This window comes from Salicola sp. Rm-C-2C1-2, assembly GCF_040196175.1.
Taxonomy (GTDB): Bacteria; Pseudomonadota; Gammaproteobacteria; order Pseudomonadales; family Oleiphilaceae; genus Halospina.
This window is the reverse complement of record NZ_JBEFNF010000005.1, coordinates 184,894-200,369: the sequence shown is the minus strand read 5'-3', so window position 1 is coordinate 200,369 and position 15,476 is coordinate 184,894. Positions and strand designations below refer to the sequence as shown.

General features: G+C 61.5%; 17 protein-coding genes. 5 read left to right on the top strand and 12 right to left on the bottom strand.

Annotated elements, in window-relative coordinates; genetic code table 11:
* Positions 1 to 11: 11 nt before the first annotated feature.
* The 3 genes from obgE to rplU form a co-directional block, all read right to left on the bottom strand.
* Entirely contained in the window at positions 12 to 1,184 is a 1,173-nt protein-coding gene (gene obgE, locus AAF659_RS10585; protein WP_349751717.1) for a GTPase ObgE, read from the bottom strand.
* Between the two features lie 70 nt (positions 1,185 to 1,254).
* The gene (gene rpmA, locus AAF659_RS10580; protein ID WP_349751716.1) at positions 1,255 to 1,515 is read right to left on the bottom strand and encodes a 50S ribosomal protein L27; all 261 of its coding nucleotides are present in this window, start codon (positions 1,513 to 1,515) and stop codon (positions 1,255 to 1,257) included.
* Positions 1,516 to 1,524: 9 nt separating this feature from the next.
* Positions 1,525 to 1,836, bottom strand: coding sequence for a 50S ribosomal protein L21 (rplU, locus tag AAF659_RS10575; protein ID WP_349751715.1), 312 nt, complete (start codon positions 1,834 to 1,836; stop codon positions 1,525 to 1,527).
* 275 nt (positions 1,837 to 2,111) lie between these two features.
* On the opposite strand from rplU, the gene AAF659_RS10570 reads away from it, so the two are divergent.
* The gene (locus AAF659_RS10570; protein ID WP_349751714.1) at positions 2,112 to 3,080 is read left to right on the top strand and encodes a polyprenyl synthetase family protein; all 969 of its coding nucleotides are present in this window, start codon (positions 2,112 to 2,114) and stop codon (positions 3,078 to 3,080) included.
* Here the strand turns inward: AAF659_RS10570 and AAF659_RS10565 are convergent.
* Positions 3,072 to 4,088, bottom strand: coding sequence for a glutathione S-transferase family protein (locus AAF659_RS10565; RefSeq protein WP_349751713.1), 1,017 nt, complete (start codon positions 4,086 to 4,088; stop codon positions 3,072 to 3,074). The genes AAF659_RS10570 and AAF659_RS10565 overlap by 9 nt on opposite strands.
* A gap of 115 nt (positions 4,089 to 4,203) precedes the next feature.
* Here AAF659_RS10565 and AAF659_RS10560 point away from each other — a divergent pair, with 115 nt between their 5' ends.
* The 3 genes from AAF659_RS10560 to AAF659_RS10550 all read left to right on the top strand — a co-directional run bounded on the left by AAF659_RS10560 (position 4,204) and on the right by AAF659_RS10550 (position 6,967).
* Positions 4,204 to 5,118 (top strand): LysR substrate-binding domain-containing protein, encoded by a 915-nt coding sequence (locus AAF659_RS10560; RefSeq protein ID WP_349751712.1) that lies wholly within the window; start codon positions 4,204 to 4,206, stop codon positions 5,116 to 5,118.
* Between the two features lie 40 nt (positions 5,119 to 5,158).
* On the top strand, positions 5,159 to 6,592 hold the full coding sequence (locus tag AAF659_RS10555; RefSeq protein ID WP_349751711.1) for a wax ester/triacylglycerol synthase family O-acyltransferase: 1,434 nt from the start codon (positions 5,159 to 5,161) through the stop codon (positions 6,590 to 6,592).
* Positions 6,593 to 6,754: 162 nt separating this feature from the next.
* Positions 6,755 to 6,967: a DUF6316 family protein gene (locus tag AAF659_RS10550; protein ID WP_349751710.1), complete on the top strand. Its 213-nt coding sequence runs from the start codon at positions 6,755 to 6,757 to the stop codon at positions 6,965 to 6,967.
* Between the two features lie 9 nt (positions 6,968 to 6,976).
* Here AAF659_RS10550 and AAF659_RS10545 read toward each other — a convergent pair whose 3' ends face one another.
* Genes AAF659_RS10545 through glyA form a run of 8 tightly spaced genes read right to left on the bottom strand, consistent with a single transcriptional unit; the run spans position 6,977 to position 13,533 of the window.
* Complete coding sequence (locus tag AAF659_RS10545) at positions 6,977 to 7,459, bottom strand: phosphatidylglycerophosphatase A family protein (protein WP_502949205.1); 483 nt, start codon at positions 7,457 to 7,459, stop codon at positions 6,977 to 6,979.
* A complete protein-coding gene (gene thiL, locus AAF659_RS10540) occupies positions 7,452 to 8,414 on the bottom strand; it encodes a thiamine-phosphate kinase (RefSeq protein WP_349751709.1) in 963 nt (320 codons plus the stop codon). Before thiL ends, AAF659_RS10545 begins: the two co-directional genes overlap by 8 nt.
* A gap of 14 nt (positions 8,415 to 8,428) precedes the next feature.
* The gene (nusB, locus tag AAF659_RS10535; RefSeq protein WP_349751708.1) at positions 8,429 to 8,902 is read right to left on the bottom strand and encodes a transcription antitermination factor NusB; all 474 of its coding nucleotides are present in this window, start codon (positions 8,900 to 8,902) and stop codon (positions 8,429 to 8,431) included.
* Positions 8,899 to 9,378 (bottom strand): 6,7-dimethyl-8-ribityllumazine synthase, encoded by a 480-nt coding sequence (gene ribH / locus AAF659_RS10530; RefSeq protein WP_349751707.1) that lies wholly within the window; start codon positions 9,376 to 9,378, stop codon positions 8,899 to 8,901. Before ribH ends, nusB begins: the two co-directional genes overlap by 4 nt.
* A 26-nt stretch (positions 9,379 to 9,404) precedes the next feature.
* On the bottom strand, positions 9,405 to 10,541 hold the full coding sequence (ribBA, locus tag AAF659_RS10525) for a bifunctional 3,4-dihydroxy-2-butanone-4-phosphate synthase/GTP cyclohydrolase II (protein ID WP_349751706.1): 1,137 nt from the start codon (positions 10,539 to 10,541) through the stop codon (positions 9,405 to 9,407).
* A gap of 22 nt (positions 10,542 to 10,563) precedes the next feature.
* Positions 10,564 to 11,697, bottom strand: coding sequence for a bifunctional diaminohydroxyphosphoribosylaminopyrimidine deaminase/5-amino-6-(5-phosphoribosylamino)uracil reductase RibD (gene ribD, locus AAF659_RS10520; protein WP_349751705.1), 1,134 nt, complete (start codon positions 11,695 to 11,697; stop codon positions 10,564 to 10,566).
* A 22-nt stretch (positions 11,698 to 11,719) separates the two neighbouring features.
* Positions 11,720 to 12,238, bottom strand: coding sequence for a transcriptional regulator NrdR (nrdR, locus tag AAF659_RS10515; RefSeq protein ID WP_349751704.1), 519 nt, complete (start codon positions 12,236 to 12,238; stop codon positions 11,720 to 11,722).
* Between the two features lie 38 nt (positions 12,239 to 12,276).
* Positions 12,277 to 13,533 (bottom strand): serine hydroxymethyltransferase, encoded by a 1,257-nt coding sequence (gene glyA, locus AAF659_RS10510; protein ID WP_349751703.1) that lies wholly within the window; start codon positions 13,531 to 13,533, stop codon positions 12,277 to 12,279.
* Between the two features lie 261 nt (positions 13,534 to 13,794).
* On the opposite strand from glyA, the gene ettA reads away from it, so the two are divergent.
* Positions 13,795 to 15,456 carry an energy-dependent translational throttle protein EttA gene (gene ettA, locus AAF659_RS10505; protein ID WP_349751702.1) on the top strand — a complete coding sequence of 554 codons (1,662 nt, stop codon included), beginning with the start codon at positions 13,795 to 13,797 and terminating at the stop codon, positions 15,454 to 15,456.
* The last annotated feature ends 20 nt before the right edge of the window (positions 15,457 to 15,476 follow it).

Sequence of the window (15,476 nt, the reverse complement as noted above, 5' to 3'; positions counted from 1 at the left end):
GGCGCGCCGCCTCAGCGTGCGTAGACCACCTCAACATCGTGATCATCGTCTTCGTCATCATCCTCGTCTTCATCCTGCTGAGGTCCCCGCAGCGACTGGATCTGCTCCCGGGCCTGCGCGTCGACCTGCTGGCGAAGCTCGGCCTCAGCCCGGGCGAACACCGGATCCTCCCGTTCACGCTCAGTCTGCTGCTCAAGCCAACGCATGATCGCCTGGGCAAGCGCCTGAATGCCATCGCCGCTGAGCGCTGAGATCAGGAAAATCGGGCCTTCCCAGCCCAGGGATTCACGCAGGCGCGCCACTTCGTCCTCGGCATCCGGAAGCGAGTCGGCCTTGTTGATCACCAGCCAGCGCTCGCGCTCGGCCAGCGCCGGACTGAAACGCTCCAGCTCACGGGTGATGGTGTGGACCGACTCGACAGGGTCCTCATCATCCCAGGGCATGGGATCCACAACGTGCAGCAGCAGCCGGGTGCGCACCAAGTGCCTCAGGAAGCGGATACCCAGTCCCGCGCCCTCGGAGGCGCCTGCGATCAGCCCGGGAATATCCGCCACCACAAAACTCTGGTGCGCGGCCACTGAGACCACGCCCAGATTCGGCACTAGCGTAGTGAAGGGGTAGTCCGCAACCCGGGGCTTGGCGGCGGACATGGCGCGGATCAGGGTGGACTTGCCGGCGTTGGGCAGCCCCACCAGCCCCACATCCGCGAGCACTTTCATTTCCAGACGGATTTCGCGGGCTTCACCCGCGGAGCCGGAGGTGGTCTGACGCGGCGCACGGTTCACGCTCGACTTGTAACGGGTGTTGCCCAGCCCGTGAAAACCGCCCTGGGCTACCCGCAGGGTCTGCCCTGCCTCAGTCAGATCGCCCAGGATTTCATCGGTATCACAGTCGACTACGGTCGTGCCGAGCGGCACATCCAGCACCCGATTCTCACCCTTGCCGCCCGAACAGTTGCTGCCACGGCCATCCTCGCCCGTACCAGCGCGGAACTTGCGCTGATAGCGGTAATCCGCAAGGGTATTGAGATCGCTATCCGCCCGCAGGATGATGGAACCGCCATCGCCTCCGTCGCCACCATCGGGCCCGCCCTTGGGCACATATTTCTCACGCCGGAAACTCAGGCAGCCATTACCGCCCTTGCCGGCCTGAACCACTATGGTGACTTCGTCAACGAACTGCATGGGATGCCTCGAATCAAAAAACCCCGTACCGCATTGCGGCACGGGGTTGCAGAGCCTCAGAAATCGCGGTTCAGCCCGCGGATTCGATGCTCACGTACTTGCGGTTGCGCGGCCCTTTCACATCGAACCGCACCACACCCTCGTCCAGAGCGAACAGAGTGAAATCCTTGCCAACGCCCACGCCCTGACCGGCGCGGAAGCTGGAACCACGCTGGCGGACAATGATGCTGCCGGGCTGCACTGCCTGGCCACCAAACGCCTTCACACCGAGGCGTTTCGACTCGGAATCGCGTCCGTTCTTGGTACTACCTGCTGCCTTTTTGTGAGCCATGCTGCCCCCTTAAGCCTTGATACCGGTAATCTTGACTTCAGTATACCACTGCCGGTGCCCCATCTGCTTCATGGAGTGCTTGCGGCGGCGGAACTTGATGATCTGGATCTTGTCGTGACGACCGTGGCTGACTACCTCGCCAGTCACTTTTGCGCCATCTAGGTCCGGGGTACCGATTTTCACTTCGTCCCCTTCTCCCGCCAGCAGTACACGGTCGAACTCCACCGTGCCGCCGGTTTCAGTCTCGATTTTCTCGAGCTTGATCTTCTCGCCTTCGCGAACGCGGTGCTGCTTACCACCGCTGACAATCACTGCGTACATGCGCCTTCTCCGTCGATGACCCATCCCTGCTCTTGAGCCTGGTTCTAAGGGAAGCACTCTGGCGACCCTATAGCAGGGAGCGGCAGGTATTGGGATGAGTTACAGGGCTGCGGATTATAGAGAAATCCGGCCTCGGGAGCAATAAGCGCCGGTTAATGACCACTCACTACATTGATGCATCACTCCAAGTTGACAGCCCCTGACACGCCCCATAATCTACGACTCCTGCATGTCCTGGCGCCGCTGGGGCGCTGCCCGACAACTGCTGAATGCCTATGAGTCTGGATGCCATCTACGCCCCTGTCCGGGATGATTTCGAGCGCGTTAACGCGCAGATCCACGAGCAGCTGAACTCGCGCGTGCCGCTGGTCGAGCACATTGGCCATTACATCGTGGACAGCGGCGGTAAGCGCCTGCGTCCGCTTTTAGTGCTCCTCAGTGCCGGGGCACTGGGGAATACAGGCCAACGCCAGGCGACCCTGGCGGCGGTGATCGAGTTTCTGCACACCGCAACCCTTCTGCACGATGATGTTGTGGATACCTCCGAGCTGCGCCGTGGGCGTGAGACCGCCAATGCCCGCTGGGGCAACGCGCCCAGCGTGCTCGTAGGGGATTTCCTCTACGCCCGCGCCTTTCAGATGATGGTCAGTCTCGAAAACATGCGCGTGATGGATCTGCTTTCAGAGGCCACCGGTGTGATCGCCGAGGGCGAGGTGCTGCAGCTCACCAATATCCGTAACCCGGATCTTTCCGAAGCGGACTATCGCAACGTCATACACAGCAAGACAGCCATGCTTTTCCAGGCGGCCTCCCATTCCGCTGCCGTACTGACGCAGGCCGATAGCGCCACCGAAGCCGCTCTGCGCGATTACGGCCAGCATCTGGGCATGGCGTTCCAGCTCGTGGATGACGTGCTGGACTATGAAGGCAGCGCCGGGACCATGGGCAAGAATGTGGGCGACGATCTGGCCGAGGGCAAGGCCACTCTGCCGCTCATCCATGCCATGACGAACGGTCACTCCGCAGATGCCTCAACGGTGCGTCAAGCCATCCGCAGTGGTGGGTCCGATCAGCTCACGCCTGTGCTTGAAGCCGTTCACAACAGCGGCGCCATTGAGTACTGCCGCCGGTGTGCCGCTGCGGAGGCGGCACAGGCGCGGCGATGCCTTGAAGTGCTGGCCGACTCGCCTCATCGCCAGGCTCTCCATCATCTGGTGGATCTGGCGGTCCAGCGCTCAGACTGAGCCGGCAGCGCAAGCCTCAGGGAAATCCGGGCCGAGATGACCCCGGTCATGAGCCTGTTCCAGCTCAAGCACCGGCCCCGCCGGCACGATCTTGGTCGGGTTGATGGTCCTCTGGCTGCGGTAGTAATGGCGCTTGATCTGGTCGATGTTCACCGTCTCCGAAACGCCCGGAATCTGGTAGAGGTCTTTCAGGTAGCCCTGCAGATTCGGAAAATCGCGCAGCTGGTGACGGTTGCACTTGAAGTGGCTGTAGTAGACCGCGTCAAAGCGCACCAGGGTCGTGAACAGGCGCCAGTCCGCCTCGGTCAGGCGGTTGCCCACCAGATAGCGCTGCCGCGCCAAGCGGCTTTCAAGCCACTCCAGCGCTTCAAAGACTTCCGTGAACGCCTGCTCGTACTTGTCCTGAACCGTGGCGAAGCCCGCCCGGTAGACGCCGTTGTTGACGCTGTTGTAGATCCGCTCGTTGACGGTGTCGATCTCATCTCGCAGCGACTCAGGATGAAAATCCAGGGGCCGTGCACCCTGGCCGTCAAAACCGCTGTTGAACATCCGGATCAGATCCGCGGATTCATTGCTCACGATCCGTTGCTGATGTGTATCCCACAGGCACGGGATTGTTACCCGGCCGGTGTAGTCCGGCGTATCCCGGGTGTAGATCTCATGCATGAAACGGGCCCCGTTTTCATGGTCACGATGGAAGTGATCATCAGGCCGGAACTCCCAGCCGTTCTCCAGCATGTCCGGATGCACGATGGATACCGGGATCATGTCCTCCAGCCCCTTGAGCCTGCGGAAAACCAGCGTACGGTGCGCCCATGGGCAGGCCAGTGCCACATAGAGGTGATAGCGCCCGGGTTCTGCCGCAAAGCCAGCCTCGCCCGTGGGTCCGGCACTGCCGTCCGGTGTTACCCAGTTGCGGAACTGGGCGCTCTCGCGCACAAAGGCACCCCCGCTCTTGGCGGTGTCGTACCACTGGTCATGCCACTCCCCATTGATCAACAGGCCCATAGCGCTTTCTCCTCTCATAAAACTCAGGCAATGAATACGTCTATAGCCAGATTGCGTTAGAATGGCATTCGCGACAACCAATTAAATCTGGCCAACCCTTTCAGTATTTTTGACCATGGCATTTCCCATCACCATTGACGCCCTGCGCGTCCTCGACGCCATCGCCCGCAAGGGCAGCTTTGCTGCTGCCGCCGAGGAAATGCACCGGGTGCCGTCCGCGATCAGTTACACGGTGCACAAGCTGGAGGAAGATCTGGATGTGCTCCTGTTTGACCGTTCCGGCCACCGCGCAACCCTGACCAACGCCGGTCACTACCTGCTGGAAGAAGGCCGGCAGCTTCTGGAGGCCGCCAACACACTGGCGCGCACCACTCGACGCGTAGCCGAAGGCTGGGAGGCGAGTGTAACCATTGCCGTGAATGCACTACTTCCAGTGGCAGCTCTGTTCCCGGCGGTCAGTGCATTCAACGAGCTTGGGGTTCCGGTAGAAATTCACCTGCTCGATGAAGTATTCAACGGCCCCTGGGATGCCCTCCACACGGGCAGGGCGGACCTCATTGCCGGGGCCACCAGCGAAATCCAGCCCCCAGGGGATTTCGAGCACCGGGATATCGGCCAGGTGCCCTTTGTCTATGCCGTCGCCCACAATCACCCACTGGCGGCCGAAACGGGCCCCCTCTCCGAGGAGACCCTGAGCGCCTGGCCCGCGGTTGTGGCGGCGGACAGTTCCCGCCAGCTGCCGGCCGGTTCGGCGGGCATCTTTGCCCGCCAGCGCACTCTTACGGTCTCCAGCATGGCCCACAAGATCGAGGCCCAGAAAGCCGGCATGGGCGTTGGCTGGCTGCCGCGCCCTCAGGTGGAGCCGGCCCTGGCATCCGGCGAACTCGTGGCACTGGACGTAGCCACCAGGCGCCCTCCGGTGATACTTTGCATGGCCCGCCGGCGTGGGGATCAGGGCAAGGCCATCAACTGGTTCTGGGATCATCTTTCCCAACCGGACTATTTCAGCCCCTGGCTCACCCCGGTCTGAGACGAAGATCATCCATCACGGAGCAAAGCGGATTTCCCTGATGCATCAACTGAACGAACTGGACGCGTCCTTTCTTTTCCTCGAATCCGAGACCACACCCATGCACATCGGCGGTCTCTACATCTTCGATGCCGCGGAACGGGAGAAGGCGCTGACGTTCGATGACTTCCGGGACTACCTGAACCACCGCCTGCACCTCGCGGGTTTTTTCCGCCAGAAACTGATGCACCTGCCCTTTAACTTGGACCGCCCCTACTGGATTGACGACCCGGATTTCGCCATTGAGCGCCATATTGAATCAGTAAATCTGGAGGGCGGTGACCACGCCGCACTCATGGCCCTGACAGAGGATCGACTGGCCACCCCCCTGCCCCGCACACGCCCACTCTGGCATGTCACCTGGGTGGAAGGGTTTGGTCCGGACACCCTGCTTCCCGCGGATGGCTTTGCGCTGGTGGTGCGCGTGCATCATGCCGCCGTAGACGCCTTCAGCGGCGAGGAAGTCATGGGTAAGCTGCTCGAATACACCCCGGACACGCCCACCAAGACGCGGCCACCGGCATGGCAGCCGGAACCCGTACCGCGACCGGAGCAGCTGCTGACGCGCGCATCACTGAATCTGCTGCGCAAGCCGTTCCAGTTCCTCAGCCTCACCCAGTCAACCATGACAGCGGCACTGCGCGACTTCATGGAACACCCCATCGGCCGAATCCGGACCCCGAAAAATGTTCTGAGCGCGCCACGCACCCCCTTCAATCGCAACCTCACGACACGCCGGCGCCTCAACAGCACTTCATTTGACCTGTCCCGGCTGAAAACCCTGAAAGGCGCCATCGGCCCGGACATCAGCCTCAATGACCTGGTGCTCGGGATCTGTGCGGAAGCGTTGAAACGCTACATGACGGGCCATGGCATTCAACCGGAAGACAGCCTGGTAGCGCTGACGCCGGTCTCAGTACGTTCGCGCAGCCTGCGCCAGCCAATGGGCAACCAGATGTCAGCCATGCTGGTGAACCTGGCCACTGAGGAACCGGATCCCGCCCGCCGGGTCGCCCTCATCCGGGATAACACGCGGACCTCGGAGAACTACGGGGAAGCCATTGCCGCGGACCGCCTGACCGAACGTCTGCCTTCAACGCTGGTTGCCCTCTCCACGCGGCTCTACAGTGAATTCCATCTGGCCCAGCACTACCAGCCAGCATTCAACCTGCCCATCACCAATGTGCCCGGTCCCCAGGTGCCGCTGTATCTCAAGGGCGCACGGCTGGTTCATCAGGTCAACTCCGCGCCTCTGTTCCACGGCGCCGGCCTGGCAATCCTGGCGTTGAGTTACGCCGGCGCTATTCACCTCAATCTGACGACCTGTCCAGACCTGGTTCCGGACGGCGAGCAGCTCGCGGAACTGATGGAAACCGCTGTTGAGGCAATTGAAGCCAGCGCCATAGCCGGAACTGACAATCCAGCGGTAAGCTGACGTCATTAAGCCGATCAGAGTCGCGCTACAAATCCGGGTCTCTGACGGATTGTCAAACCGGGTCAAAATCTGTCTATACTGCAACACGGATTGTTTAATGACTATCCAATAAAGACATCCGAGAATAACAAACCACATCGCATGGTATTAAAGGGGGCAACCATGGAGCCTAAAGCCAGGGTGGGAGAAGAGCGCATCCCCATTCCATTCCGCAGCAGCCGCTTTTTCTGCGTGGGAAACCGTTGGTACTTCACCACTCGGGAAGGCTTCGACAGCGGCCCCTATGCCACCCGTGAACGCGCTGAAGTGGGTCTGCGCCGCTTTCTCAACGTCGTCCAGATGCTTCCCGAGCAGCGCGATGAGGCGCGACACTGACGCAGTGGTTCAGACCCCCCACTGGAGCAGAGCCATCAGCACCAGTGCATAGGCACCAGCCACCACGTCGTCGATCATGATGCCAAGGCCTCCCGGCATGCGCCGGTCCAACCAGCCGATGGGCCAGGGTTTGATGATGTCGAAAAAACGGAAAGCGAGGAAGGCGAACAGCAGCCAGAAAGCCCCGGTCGGTTGCAGCGCCAGTGCCAGCCATATGCCCACGAATTCATCCCAGACTATCCCCGGATGATCATGCACGCCCAGCGCTTTTGCCGTGCGGGCACACAGCTGAACACCCGCCACGAAGGCGGCAACCAGCAGAGCGAGGTAGACAGGGGCCGGCAGCCAGACGATCAGCGAGTACAGCAGCAGACCCGCCAGCGTACCCCAGGTGCCCGGAGCCCGGCGAATGCAGCCGGATCCCAGCCCCAGCGCGAGGCAGTGCCCGGGGTCCCGCAGCAGTGTCCGTGGGTTCATTGCACTCTCAGCCATGATGCGCCCCGAAATGGGTGTAGCCCTGCTCTGCAATGTTGATCCTGCCATCAGGCCCCAGGAGTGTCACGCCGGCCTCTTGCGTTACGGTCCCGATCACCGTCTGAGGCAGTGTGCCGCCGTTGGGGCCTGAAGGGGCTGGCGCATCCAAGGGCCAGGTATAGAGCAGTTCATAATCATCCCCGGCGGAGGCAGCCAGCCTCCGCGCACCGTCCGCACCACGCAAGCTCACCAATTCCGGGGAAACGGGCAGCGCCTGCCAGTCCACACAGGCCCCGCGATCAACCAACAGATGCCCTAGATCGGCCAGCAGGCCATCACTCACGTCCACGGCGCAAGCACCTGCCTCACGCAACCACTGCCCCAGTGCCAGCCGGGGTTGCGGATACCGGTAGCGTTCAAGCATCGCGGATACGGCGGGCGCCGGCGCATCCGCAGCGTCCAGCCAGTTGAGCGCTTCTCCCGCCTCGCCGAGCGTACCGCTGACACAGATGCGGTCTCCAACCTGAGCGCTTCCCCGGCGAACGGCTGAGCCATCGGGCAACAGCCCCTGAGCCTGGATCGTGATGCTTAACGGCCCGCGCGTGGTATCGCCGCCCACCAGCTGGATATTTTCCTGGACCGCCAACGCTCCTATGCCATCCGCGAAAGCAGCCAGCCAGGATTCGCTGGCCTCGGGCAACGTAACAGAAAGGGTAAAGCACAGGGGCTCAGCCCCCATGGCGGCAAGATCACTGAGATTCACCGCCAGAGCGCGCCACCCCAGGGCGTGGGGCGGCATATTGCGGGGAAAGTGAACGCCCTCAAGCAGGGTATCCATGGTCACAACCTGATTCTGCCCCGGCGGACAGCGCACCACGGCGCCGTCATTGCCGATGCCCTCGATCACCTCGCTGCGGGTAATCGCATCCCCAAGAGGCTTCCAGAAGCGGTCGATCAGGCTGAATTCATCCATGGAGGCAAGCGCGTTCAGGCGTGCCGCGAGCGCGTTTCCGCGGGACGCAGACGCGGACAGAGACGATCCAGAATGCTGTTGATGTACTTATGGCCATCGGTACCGCCAAAGCGCTTGGCCAGTTCAATACCCTCGTTGACCACCACTCGGTAAGGCACATCAGCGCGGTTCATCAGCTCGAAGGTTCCGATACGCAGGATGGCAAGCTCAATGGGATCAAGCTCACTAACCGGCCGATCCAGCAGCTGCTCGAACTGGCGGTCGAGCTCACTTCGGGAGCGGTCCACGCCCTGCAGCAGTGCCCGGAAGTAGGCGCCATCAATCTTTTCCATGTCGTTATCGGTCACAAACTCGGCTTCGATCTGGCTGATCGGGCTGTTGGAAAAGTGGCGCTGATACAGGGCCTGCAGCGCCAGCGAACGCGCCTTGCGGCGGTCCGCCGGGCGTGATTTGCCCTGGTTGTTCTCTGGCTCACCGCCTTCACTCATTGCGCGTCAATCCTCCGGAACAGGCTGACCATTTCCAGCGCCGTCATGGCGGCGTCGGCGCCCTTGTTGCCGGCTTTGGTTCCGGCCCGCTCAATGGCCTGTTCAATGGTATCCAGCGTCAGCACGCCGAAGATGACCGGGAGTCCGGTATCCAGAGCGACGCTGCCCACTCCGGAAGAGCTCTCACCGGCCACGTAGTCGAAATGCGGCGTCCCGCCGCGGATCACCGCGCCCAACGCGATCACCGCGTCATGGCGCCCGCTGCGCGCGACTTTCTGGGCGGTCACCGGGATCTCGTATGCGCCCGGGACGCGGTAGATGGTGATACTCTCCCGGCTGATCCCGTGTCGGACCAGCGTATCGGTGGCGGCCTCCACGAGGCTTTCAACCACAAACCCGTTGAAGCGACCCACCACCAGCGCGTAATCGCCACGGCAGTCGATGAAGTCCCCTTCAATGGTCTTTATGTCTGTCATTACTGTCTCCGTACCGGCAATAGCCGTTATTGGTCATTCCCGTCATGGTAGGGCAGGTACTCAACAACCTCCAGATCGAAGCCGGAAATTCCCGAGAACTTGATGGGCGCACTCAGCAGCCGCATCCGACTGACACCCAGATCCCTCAGGATCTGGGAGCCGGTGCCCACTGTCAGGTAGACACCGGAGCTGCCCGAGGCATCCGGCGAACCCTGGCCACTGGAAAGGGCCTCAAAGAACCCCCGGATGCGCTCCTCCAGCGCGTAGCTGTCGCGGCCGTTATTGAGCAGCACAATCACACCAGAGCCCTCTGTCGCTACCTTGCGCATTGCTGCGTGCAGAGGCCAGCGTGGTGATCCCGGATAGTTGGCATGCAGCAGGTCGCGCAGCGTGTCCGTTATATGAACCCGGACCAGGGTCGGCTCCTGCGGGTCGATCTCGCCCATGGTCAGCGCCAGGTGGGTCTCACCCTGAATGGAATCACGGTAGGTATGCAGTCGGAATTCCCCGTATTCTGTGGTCATCTCGTAATGATCCACGCACTCCACGGTCCGCTCGTTCATGGTGCGGTAATGAATCAGGTCCGCAATGGTGCCGATCTTCAGATCGTGGCGCTGCGCAAACGCTTCCAGCTCGGGGCGGCGCGCCATAGTGCCATCGTCATTCATGACCTCACAGATCACGCCGGCGGATTCGAGCCCCGCCATGCCTGCAAGGTCACAGGCCGCTTCCGTATGCCCGGCACGCGATAGCACCCCACCAGGCTGGGCCATCAGGGGAAATATATGCCCGGGGCTCACAATGTCTTGCGCTTGCGCGCCCCGACCCGCTGCGACCTGCACAGTGCGTGCCCGATCAGCCGCCGAGATGCCCGTGGTCACGCCCTTCGCCGCCTCAATGGAGACGGTGAACTTGGTACCGTACCCGGAACTGTTGCGCTGGACCATCAGAGGCAGGTTCAGGCGCTCACAGCGCTCGCGGGCCATGGGCATGCAGATCAACCCGCGCGCCTCGGTGGCCATGAAGGTGATGTGTTCCGGCTGGACGCACTCCGCAGCCATGATCACATCGCCCTCATTCTCCCGGTCCTCGTCGTCCATCAGAATGACCATCCGGCCCTGCCGGATGTCCTGAAGGATTTCGTCAATACTGTTCAGTGCCATTCTGCACCCTGTTCGCCGTCACTTAATGGGCATGCGCCGCCGGTTTCAGGATCAGTCTCTGATCCGCGCCGACCACCCGCCGCTCCCATACCGCCATACGGTGCTGCTGCGCCATCTGATCCAGCGCCAGCTCCGCCATGGGTCTCGCCCGGCTGCCCAGTATCGTTGGTGCCTGATACAGCCAGAGCTCGTCGATCACTTGCGCTTCCAGAGCCGCACCCGCCAGCGTGGCGCCAGCCTCAATAAGCACATCGTTGATGCCGCGTGCCGCCAGCAGCTCAACAACAGCACGCAGAGCTGGACGACCACGGCTGTCCGGCGCCACGGTTACCACCTCGGCGCCGTGTTCCCGCAAACGTGCGGCACGGCCTTCGTCCACGGCTGCCGGCGTGCTCACAAGCAGGCACTCGCCCTCGCCCTGAATAACACGGGCACCAGGGTCCGTTCCCAGGCAGGGATCCAGAACCACCCGCAGCGGTTGCTCAGGCGGAAGTGCCTTACCCCCTGTTTCACCCATTTCAAAGGCGCGCACGGTCAATGACGGGTCATCGGCACTGACCGTGCCGGACCCCGTCATGATCGCGCCGGAACGCGCCCGCAACCGCTGGACATCCCTGCGGGCATCAGACCCTGTAATCCACTGACTTTCACCAGAGGCCATGGCGGTGCGCCCATCAAGGCTGGCGGCCAGCTTGAGCCGTACCCAGGGCGCTCCCCCGGCCATCCGCCGCAGGAACCCCGCGTTGAGTTGCCAAGCGGGTTCAGCCAGTACACCACTGTCTGTTTCGACGCCCGCAGCCCGCAACAGAGCCAGACCTCGGCCCGCAACCGCTGGATTCGGATCACCGGTAGCGATCACCGTCCGCGCAATACCCGCATCCACCAGCGCCTGGGCACAGGGCGGCGTCCGACCGTGGTGGCTGCAGGGCTCCAGAGTCACATAGGCGGTAGCGCCCCGTGCCCGCTCACCCGCAGCCGCCAGCGCGTTCACTTCCGCGTGTGCCTCCCCAGCCTTCTGGTGCCAGCCGGTGCCAACCACTTCGCCCTCGTTGACCACCACACACCCTACCCTCGGGTTGGGGTGCGCACTGTATAGCCCGCGCTCGGCAAGCTGCAGAGCCATTGCCATGTATCGGGTATCAGTGGCTTTGATCAACGGCGGGTCACCCGGTTCCGGATTATTTATCCACGGATTCCTTCAACGCACGTGCCGCCACGGTTACCGGAGACTCATCACCCACGTCACCGGAGCGGCCCAGTCGCTCGATCTCTTCCTTGAATTCATTGATGTCCTGAAAGCTGCGATACACGGAGGCAAAACGCACATACGCCACTTTGTCGAGCTGGCGCAGTTCGTACATCACTTCCTCGCCGATCATCCGGGATTTCACCTCCCGTTCACCGGTCGAGCGCAGCCGGAACTTGATCCGGTTGACGGCGGCCTCGATGGCCTCGATATCAACTGGGCGCTTTTCGAGGGCCTTCATCAGACCCTCGCGCAACCTGTCCTCATCGAAGGGAACCCGCGAGCCGTCCTGTTTGACCACGCGGGGCATGATCAGCTCCGCCCCCTCAAAGGTAGTGAAGCGTTCACGACATGAAAGGCATTCACGACGCCGTCGCACCTGGTCGCCGTCGCCGACCAGGCGCGAATCGATCACTTTGGTATCCGCCTCGCCGCAGAAGGGGCAATGCATCCAGTCACACTCCCGGACGGCAAGCGAGCCGCCAGTGATCAGTCAGCGTAAACCGGGAAACGCCGGCACAGCTCCTGAACGTCTTTGCGAACCCGCTCGATGGTCTCTTCGTTATCCAGATCATCAAGGATATCACACATCCAGCCGGCCAGGTCGCGTGCCTCGCTTTCACCGAAACCACGCGTGGTCATCGCCGGTGTACCAATCCGCAACCCGGAAGTCACGAACGGCGAGCGCGGATCATTGGGGACCGCATTCTTATTGACCGTGATGTTGGCCTTGCTGAGCGCCGCATCGGCGTCTTTGCCGGTAATATCCTGCTTGATCAGGCTCAGCAGAAACAGATGGTTCTTGGTGCCCCCGGAAATGACATCAAAACCACGCTTCTGGAACACCTCGGCCATGGCCTGGGCGTTTTGCACCACGCGCTGCTGATACTCGCGGAAGTCATCCTGCATGGCTTCCTTGAAGCACACCGCCTTGCCGGCGATGGCATGCATCAACGGGCCACCCTGGCTGCCCGGGAAAACTGCGGAGTTGAACTTCTTCTCCAGATCGGGGTTGGACCTGGCCAGGATCAGACCGCTACGCGGGCCTCTCAGGGTCTTGTGGGTCGTGGTGGTGACCACATCGGCATAGGGCACCGGGTTCGGATAAACGCCGGCAGCAACAAGACCTGCGAAGTGCGCCATATCAACAAACAGATAGGCGCCTACCTTGTCCGCGATTTCACGGAAACGCTTGAAGTCGAGCTGCTGGGAATAGGCGGAGAAGCCGGCCAGAACCACTTTCGGCTGGTTCTCAACCGCCAGACGCTCGATCTCTTCGTAGTCAAGCAGGCCGGTTTCTGTATCAAGACCGTACTGCACGGCGTTATAGATCTTGCCTGAGAAATTGACGCTGGCACCGTGAGTCAGGTGCCCGCCGGCATCCAGGCTCATGCCCAGCACGGTCTCACCCGGCTTCATAAGAGCCAGATAGACCGCGTTGTTGGCGGAGGAACCGGAGTGCGGCTGAACGTTGGCGTAGTCAGCCCCGAAAAGCTTCTTGGCTCGCTCGATGGCGATCTCCTCAACCACGTCCACATGCTCGCAACCGCCATAGTAGCGCTTACCGGGGTACCCTTCAGCGTACTTGTTGGTCAGTGCCGAGCCCTGCGCTTCCATCACGCGTGGACTGGTGTAGTTTTCGGACGCAATCAGTTCGATATGCTCTTCCTGTCGGCGGACTTCCGCCTCCATGGCATTCCAGACTTCCTCGTCGTAACCGGCAATGGTCATATCTCGCTTAAACATTGTCAGCCTCTCGTGTGCTGGCAATTGACGCGCCCCGAGGAACGCCTTTGCTTGCCAGAAAATGGTCGATCATGAACTCTCGGGGTCTCTCCTGCAGAAATCCTATTCTACCGAAAAGGGGCGAGAATAACAGCCGCCCTCCCGGAATGCGCCGCAACCCCCCCGCCATTGGTGGCCTTTATTGCCTCAACCGCAGGGATTGGTTAACGTACGCACAGACCACGCTTCCATTTCCCGACTCCTGATCAGGACACTGCTTCCATGGCTCAGTACGTATTCAGCATGAGCGGCCTCGGCAAGGTCGTTCCTCCAAAAAAAGAAATCCTCAAGGACATCAACCTGAGTTTCTTCCCCGGCGCCAAAATCGGCGTTCTCGGCCTCAATGGCGCCGGCAAGTCGACCCTGCTGCGGATCATGGCCGGCGTTGAGACGGACTATGTCGGCGAGGCGCGGCCACTGCCCGGCCTTAACATCGGCTATCTGCCTCAGGAGCCGGAACTGGACGACGACAAGACCGTGCGCGAAGTGATTGAGGAGGCCGTTGAAGGAGTGCATAAGGCCCTGGCAAGGCTGGACGAAATCTATGCCGCCTACGCCGAGCCAGACGCCGACTTCGATGCTCTGTCTCAGGAACAGGGCGAGCTGGAAGCCTTCATTCAGGCCTCCGAGGGCCACGACATTCAGCGGCGCATGGAAGTGGCCGCTGAGGCTCTGCGTCTACCGCCCTGGGATGCGCAGGTGAGTCACCTTTCCGGCGGCGAGCGCCGGCGCGTGGCGTTGTGCCGACTGTTGCTGTCCAGCCCGGACATGCTGCTGCTGGATGAGCCCACCAACCACCTTGACGCCGAGAGTGTGGCCTGGCTGGAGCGATTCCTGCACGACTTCCAGGGAACAGTGGTGGCGATCACGCACGACCGTTACTTCCTGGACAACGTCGCAGGTTGGATTCTGGAGCTGGACCGTGGTCAGGGCATTCCCTTCCAGGGCAACTACACCGAATGGCTGGAACAAAAAGAAAAGCGCCTGCAGCAGGAAGCCAAACAGGAAGCGTCGCAGCGCAAGGCTGTTCAGCAGGAGCTGGAATGGGTGAAGAGCCAGGCCAAGGGCCAGCAGTCCAAGAACAAGGCCCGCCTCAAGCGCTTCGAGGAGCTCAATTCCCAGGAATTCCAGAAACGTAATGAGACCAATGAGCTCTATATCCCGCCAGGGCCGCGCTTGGGCAATAAGGTGATCGAGGTTGATGGCGTCACCAAACGCTATGACGACGAGGTTCTGTTTGAAAATCTGACCTTCAGCGTACCGCCAGCCAGCATTGTTGGCATCATCGGCGGCAACGGCGCGGGCAAGTCAACGCTGTTCCGGATGATCATCGGTACCGAAGAGCCTGACGAGGGCCAGATCGTGCTGGGCGAGTCGGTACAGCTGGCCTATGTGGACCAGATGCGCGAACTCAATGAGGGAAACAGCGTCTGGGAGGAGATCAGTGGTGGCCAGGACATCATCCAGGTTGGTCAATACCAGACCCAGTCGCGAGCCTATGTAGGGCGCTTCAATTTCAAGGGCGCCGAGCAGCAGAAGCGCATCAAGGAGCTTTCCGGCGGTGAGCGCAGTCGCGTCCATCTGGCTAAGCTGCTGCAGGAAGGCGGCAACGTCCTCCTGCTGGACGAACCCACCAACGACCTGGACGTGGAAACCCTGCGCGCGCTCGAGGAGGCCCTGCTGGTTTATCCCGGCTGTGCAATGATCATCTCCCACGACCGCTGGTTCCTGGACCGGGTGGCCACCCATATCCTGGCCTATGAAAGCGATGGCGACGTGGTCTTCTTCGAGGGCAACTTCTCAGAGTACGACCGCGACCTGCGCGCCCGCAAAGGCGACGACGCCTGGGTACCGAAACGGGTCAAGCACAAAAAACTTGCCTGAACGATTTTCCCCATCAGGGC

Excerpts from the sequence above, each read along its gene's own strand:
- obgE (WP_349751717.1), bottom strand. The coding sequence starts at position 1,184 with ATGCAGTTCGTTGACGAAGTCACCATAGTGGTTCAGGCCGGCAAGGGC.
- rpmA (WP_349751716.1), bottom strand. The coding sequence starts at position 1,515 with ATGGCTCACAAAAAGGCAGCAGGTAGTACCAAGAACGGACGCGATTCC.
- rplU (WP_349751715.1), bottom strand. The coding sequence starts at position 1,836 with ATGTACGCAGTGATTGTCAGCGGTGGTAAGCAGCACCGCGTTCGCGAA.
- AAF659_RS10570 (WP_349751714.1), top strand. The coding sequence starts at position 2,112 with ATGAGTCTGGATGCCATCTACGCCCCTGTCCGGGATGATTTCGAGCGC.
- AAF659_RS10565 (WP_349751713.1), bottom strand. The coding sequence starts at position 4,088 with ATGGGCCTGTTGATCAATGGGGAGTGGCATGACCAGTGGTACGACACC.
- AAF659_RS10560 (WP_349751712.1), top strand. The coding sequence starts at position 4,204 with ATGGCATTTCCCATCACCATTGACGCCCTGCGCGTCCTCGACGCCATC.
- AAF659_RS10555 (WP_349751711.1), top strand. The coding sequence starts at position 5,159 with ATGCATCAACTGAACGAACTGGACGCGTCCTTTCTTTTCCTCGAATCC.
- AAF659_RS10550 (WP_349751710.1), top strand. The coding sequence starts at position 6,755 with ATGGAGCCTAAAGCCAGGGTGGGAGAAGAGCGCATCCCCATTCCATTC.
- AAF659_RS10545 (WP_502949205.1), bottom strand. The coding sequence starts at position 7,459 with ATGGCTGAGAGTGCAATGAACCCACGGACACTGCTGCGGGACCCCGGG.
- thiL (WP_349751709.1), bottom strand. The coding sequence starts at position 8,414 with ATGGATGAATTCAGCCTGATCGACCGCTTCTGGAAGCCTCTTGGGGAT.
- nusB (WP_349751708.1), bottom strand. The coding sequence starts at position 8,902 with ATGAGTGAAGGCGGTGAGCCAGAGAACAACCAGGGCAAATCACGCCCG.
- ribH (WP_349751707.1), bottom strand. The coding sequence starts at position 9,378 with ATGACAGACATAAAGACCATTGAAGGGGACTTCATCGACTGCCGTGGC.
- ribBA (WP_349751706.1), bottom strand. The coding sequence starts at position 10,541 with ATGGCACTGAACAGTATTGACGAAATCCTTCAGGACATCCGGCAGGGC.
- nrdR (WP_349751704.1), bottom strand. The coding sequence starts at position 12,238 with ATGCATTGCCCCTTCTGCGGCGAGGCGGATACCAAAGTGATCGATTCG.
- glyA (WP_349751703.1), bottom strand. The coding sequence starts at position 13,533 with ATGTTTAAGCGAGATATGACCATTGCCGGTTACGACGAGGAAGTCTGG.
- ettA (WP_349751702.1), top strand. The coding sequence starts at position 13,795 with ATGGCTCAGTACGTATTCAGCATGAGCGGCCTCGGCAAGGTCGTTCCT.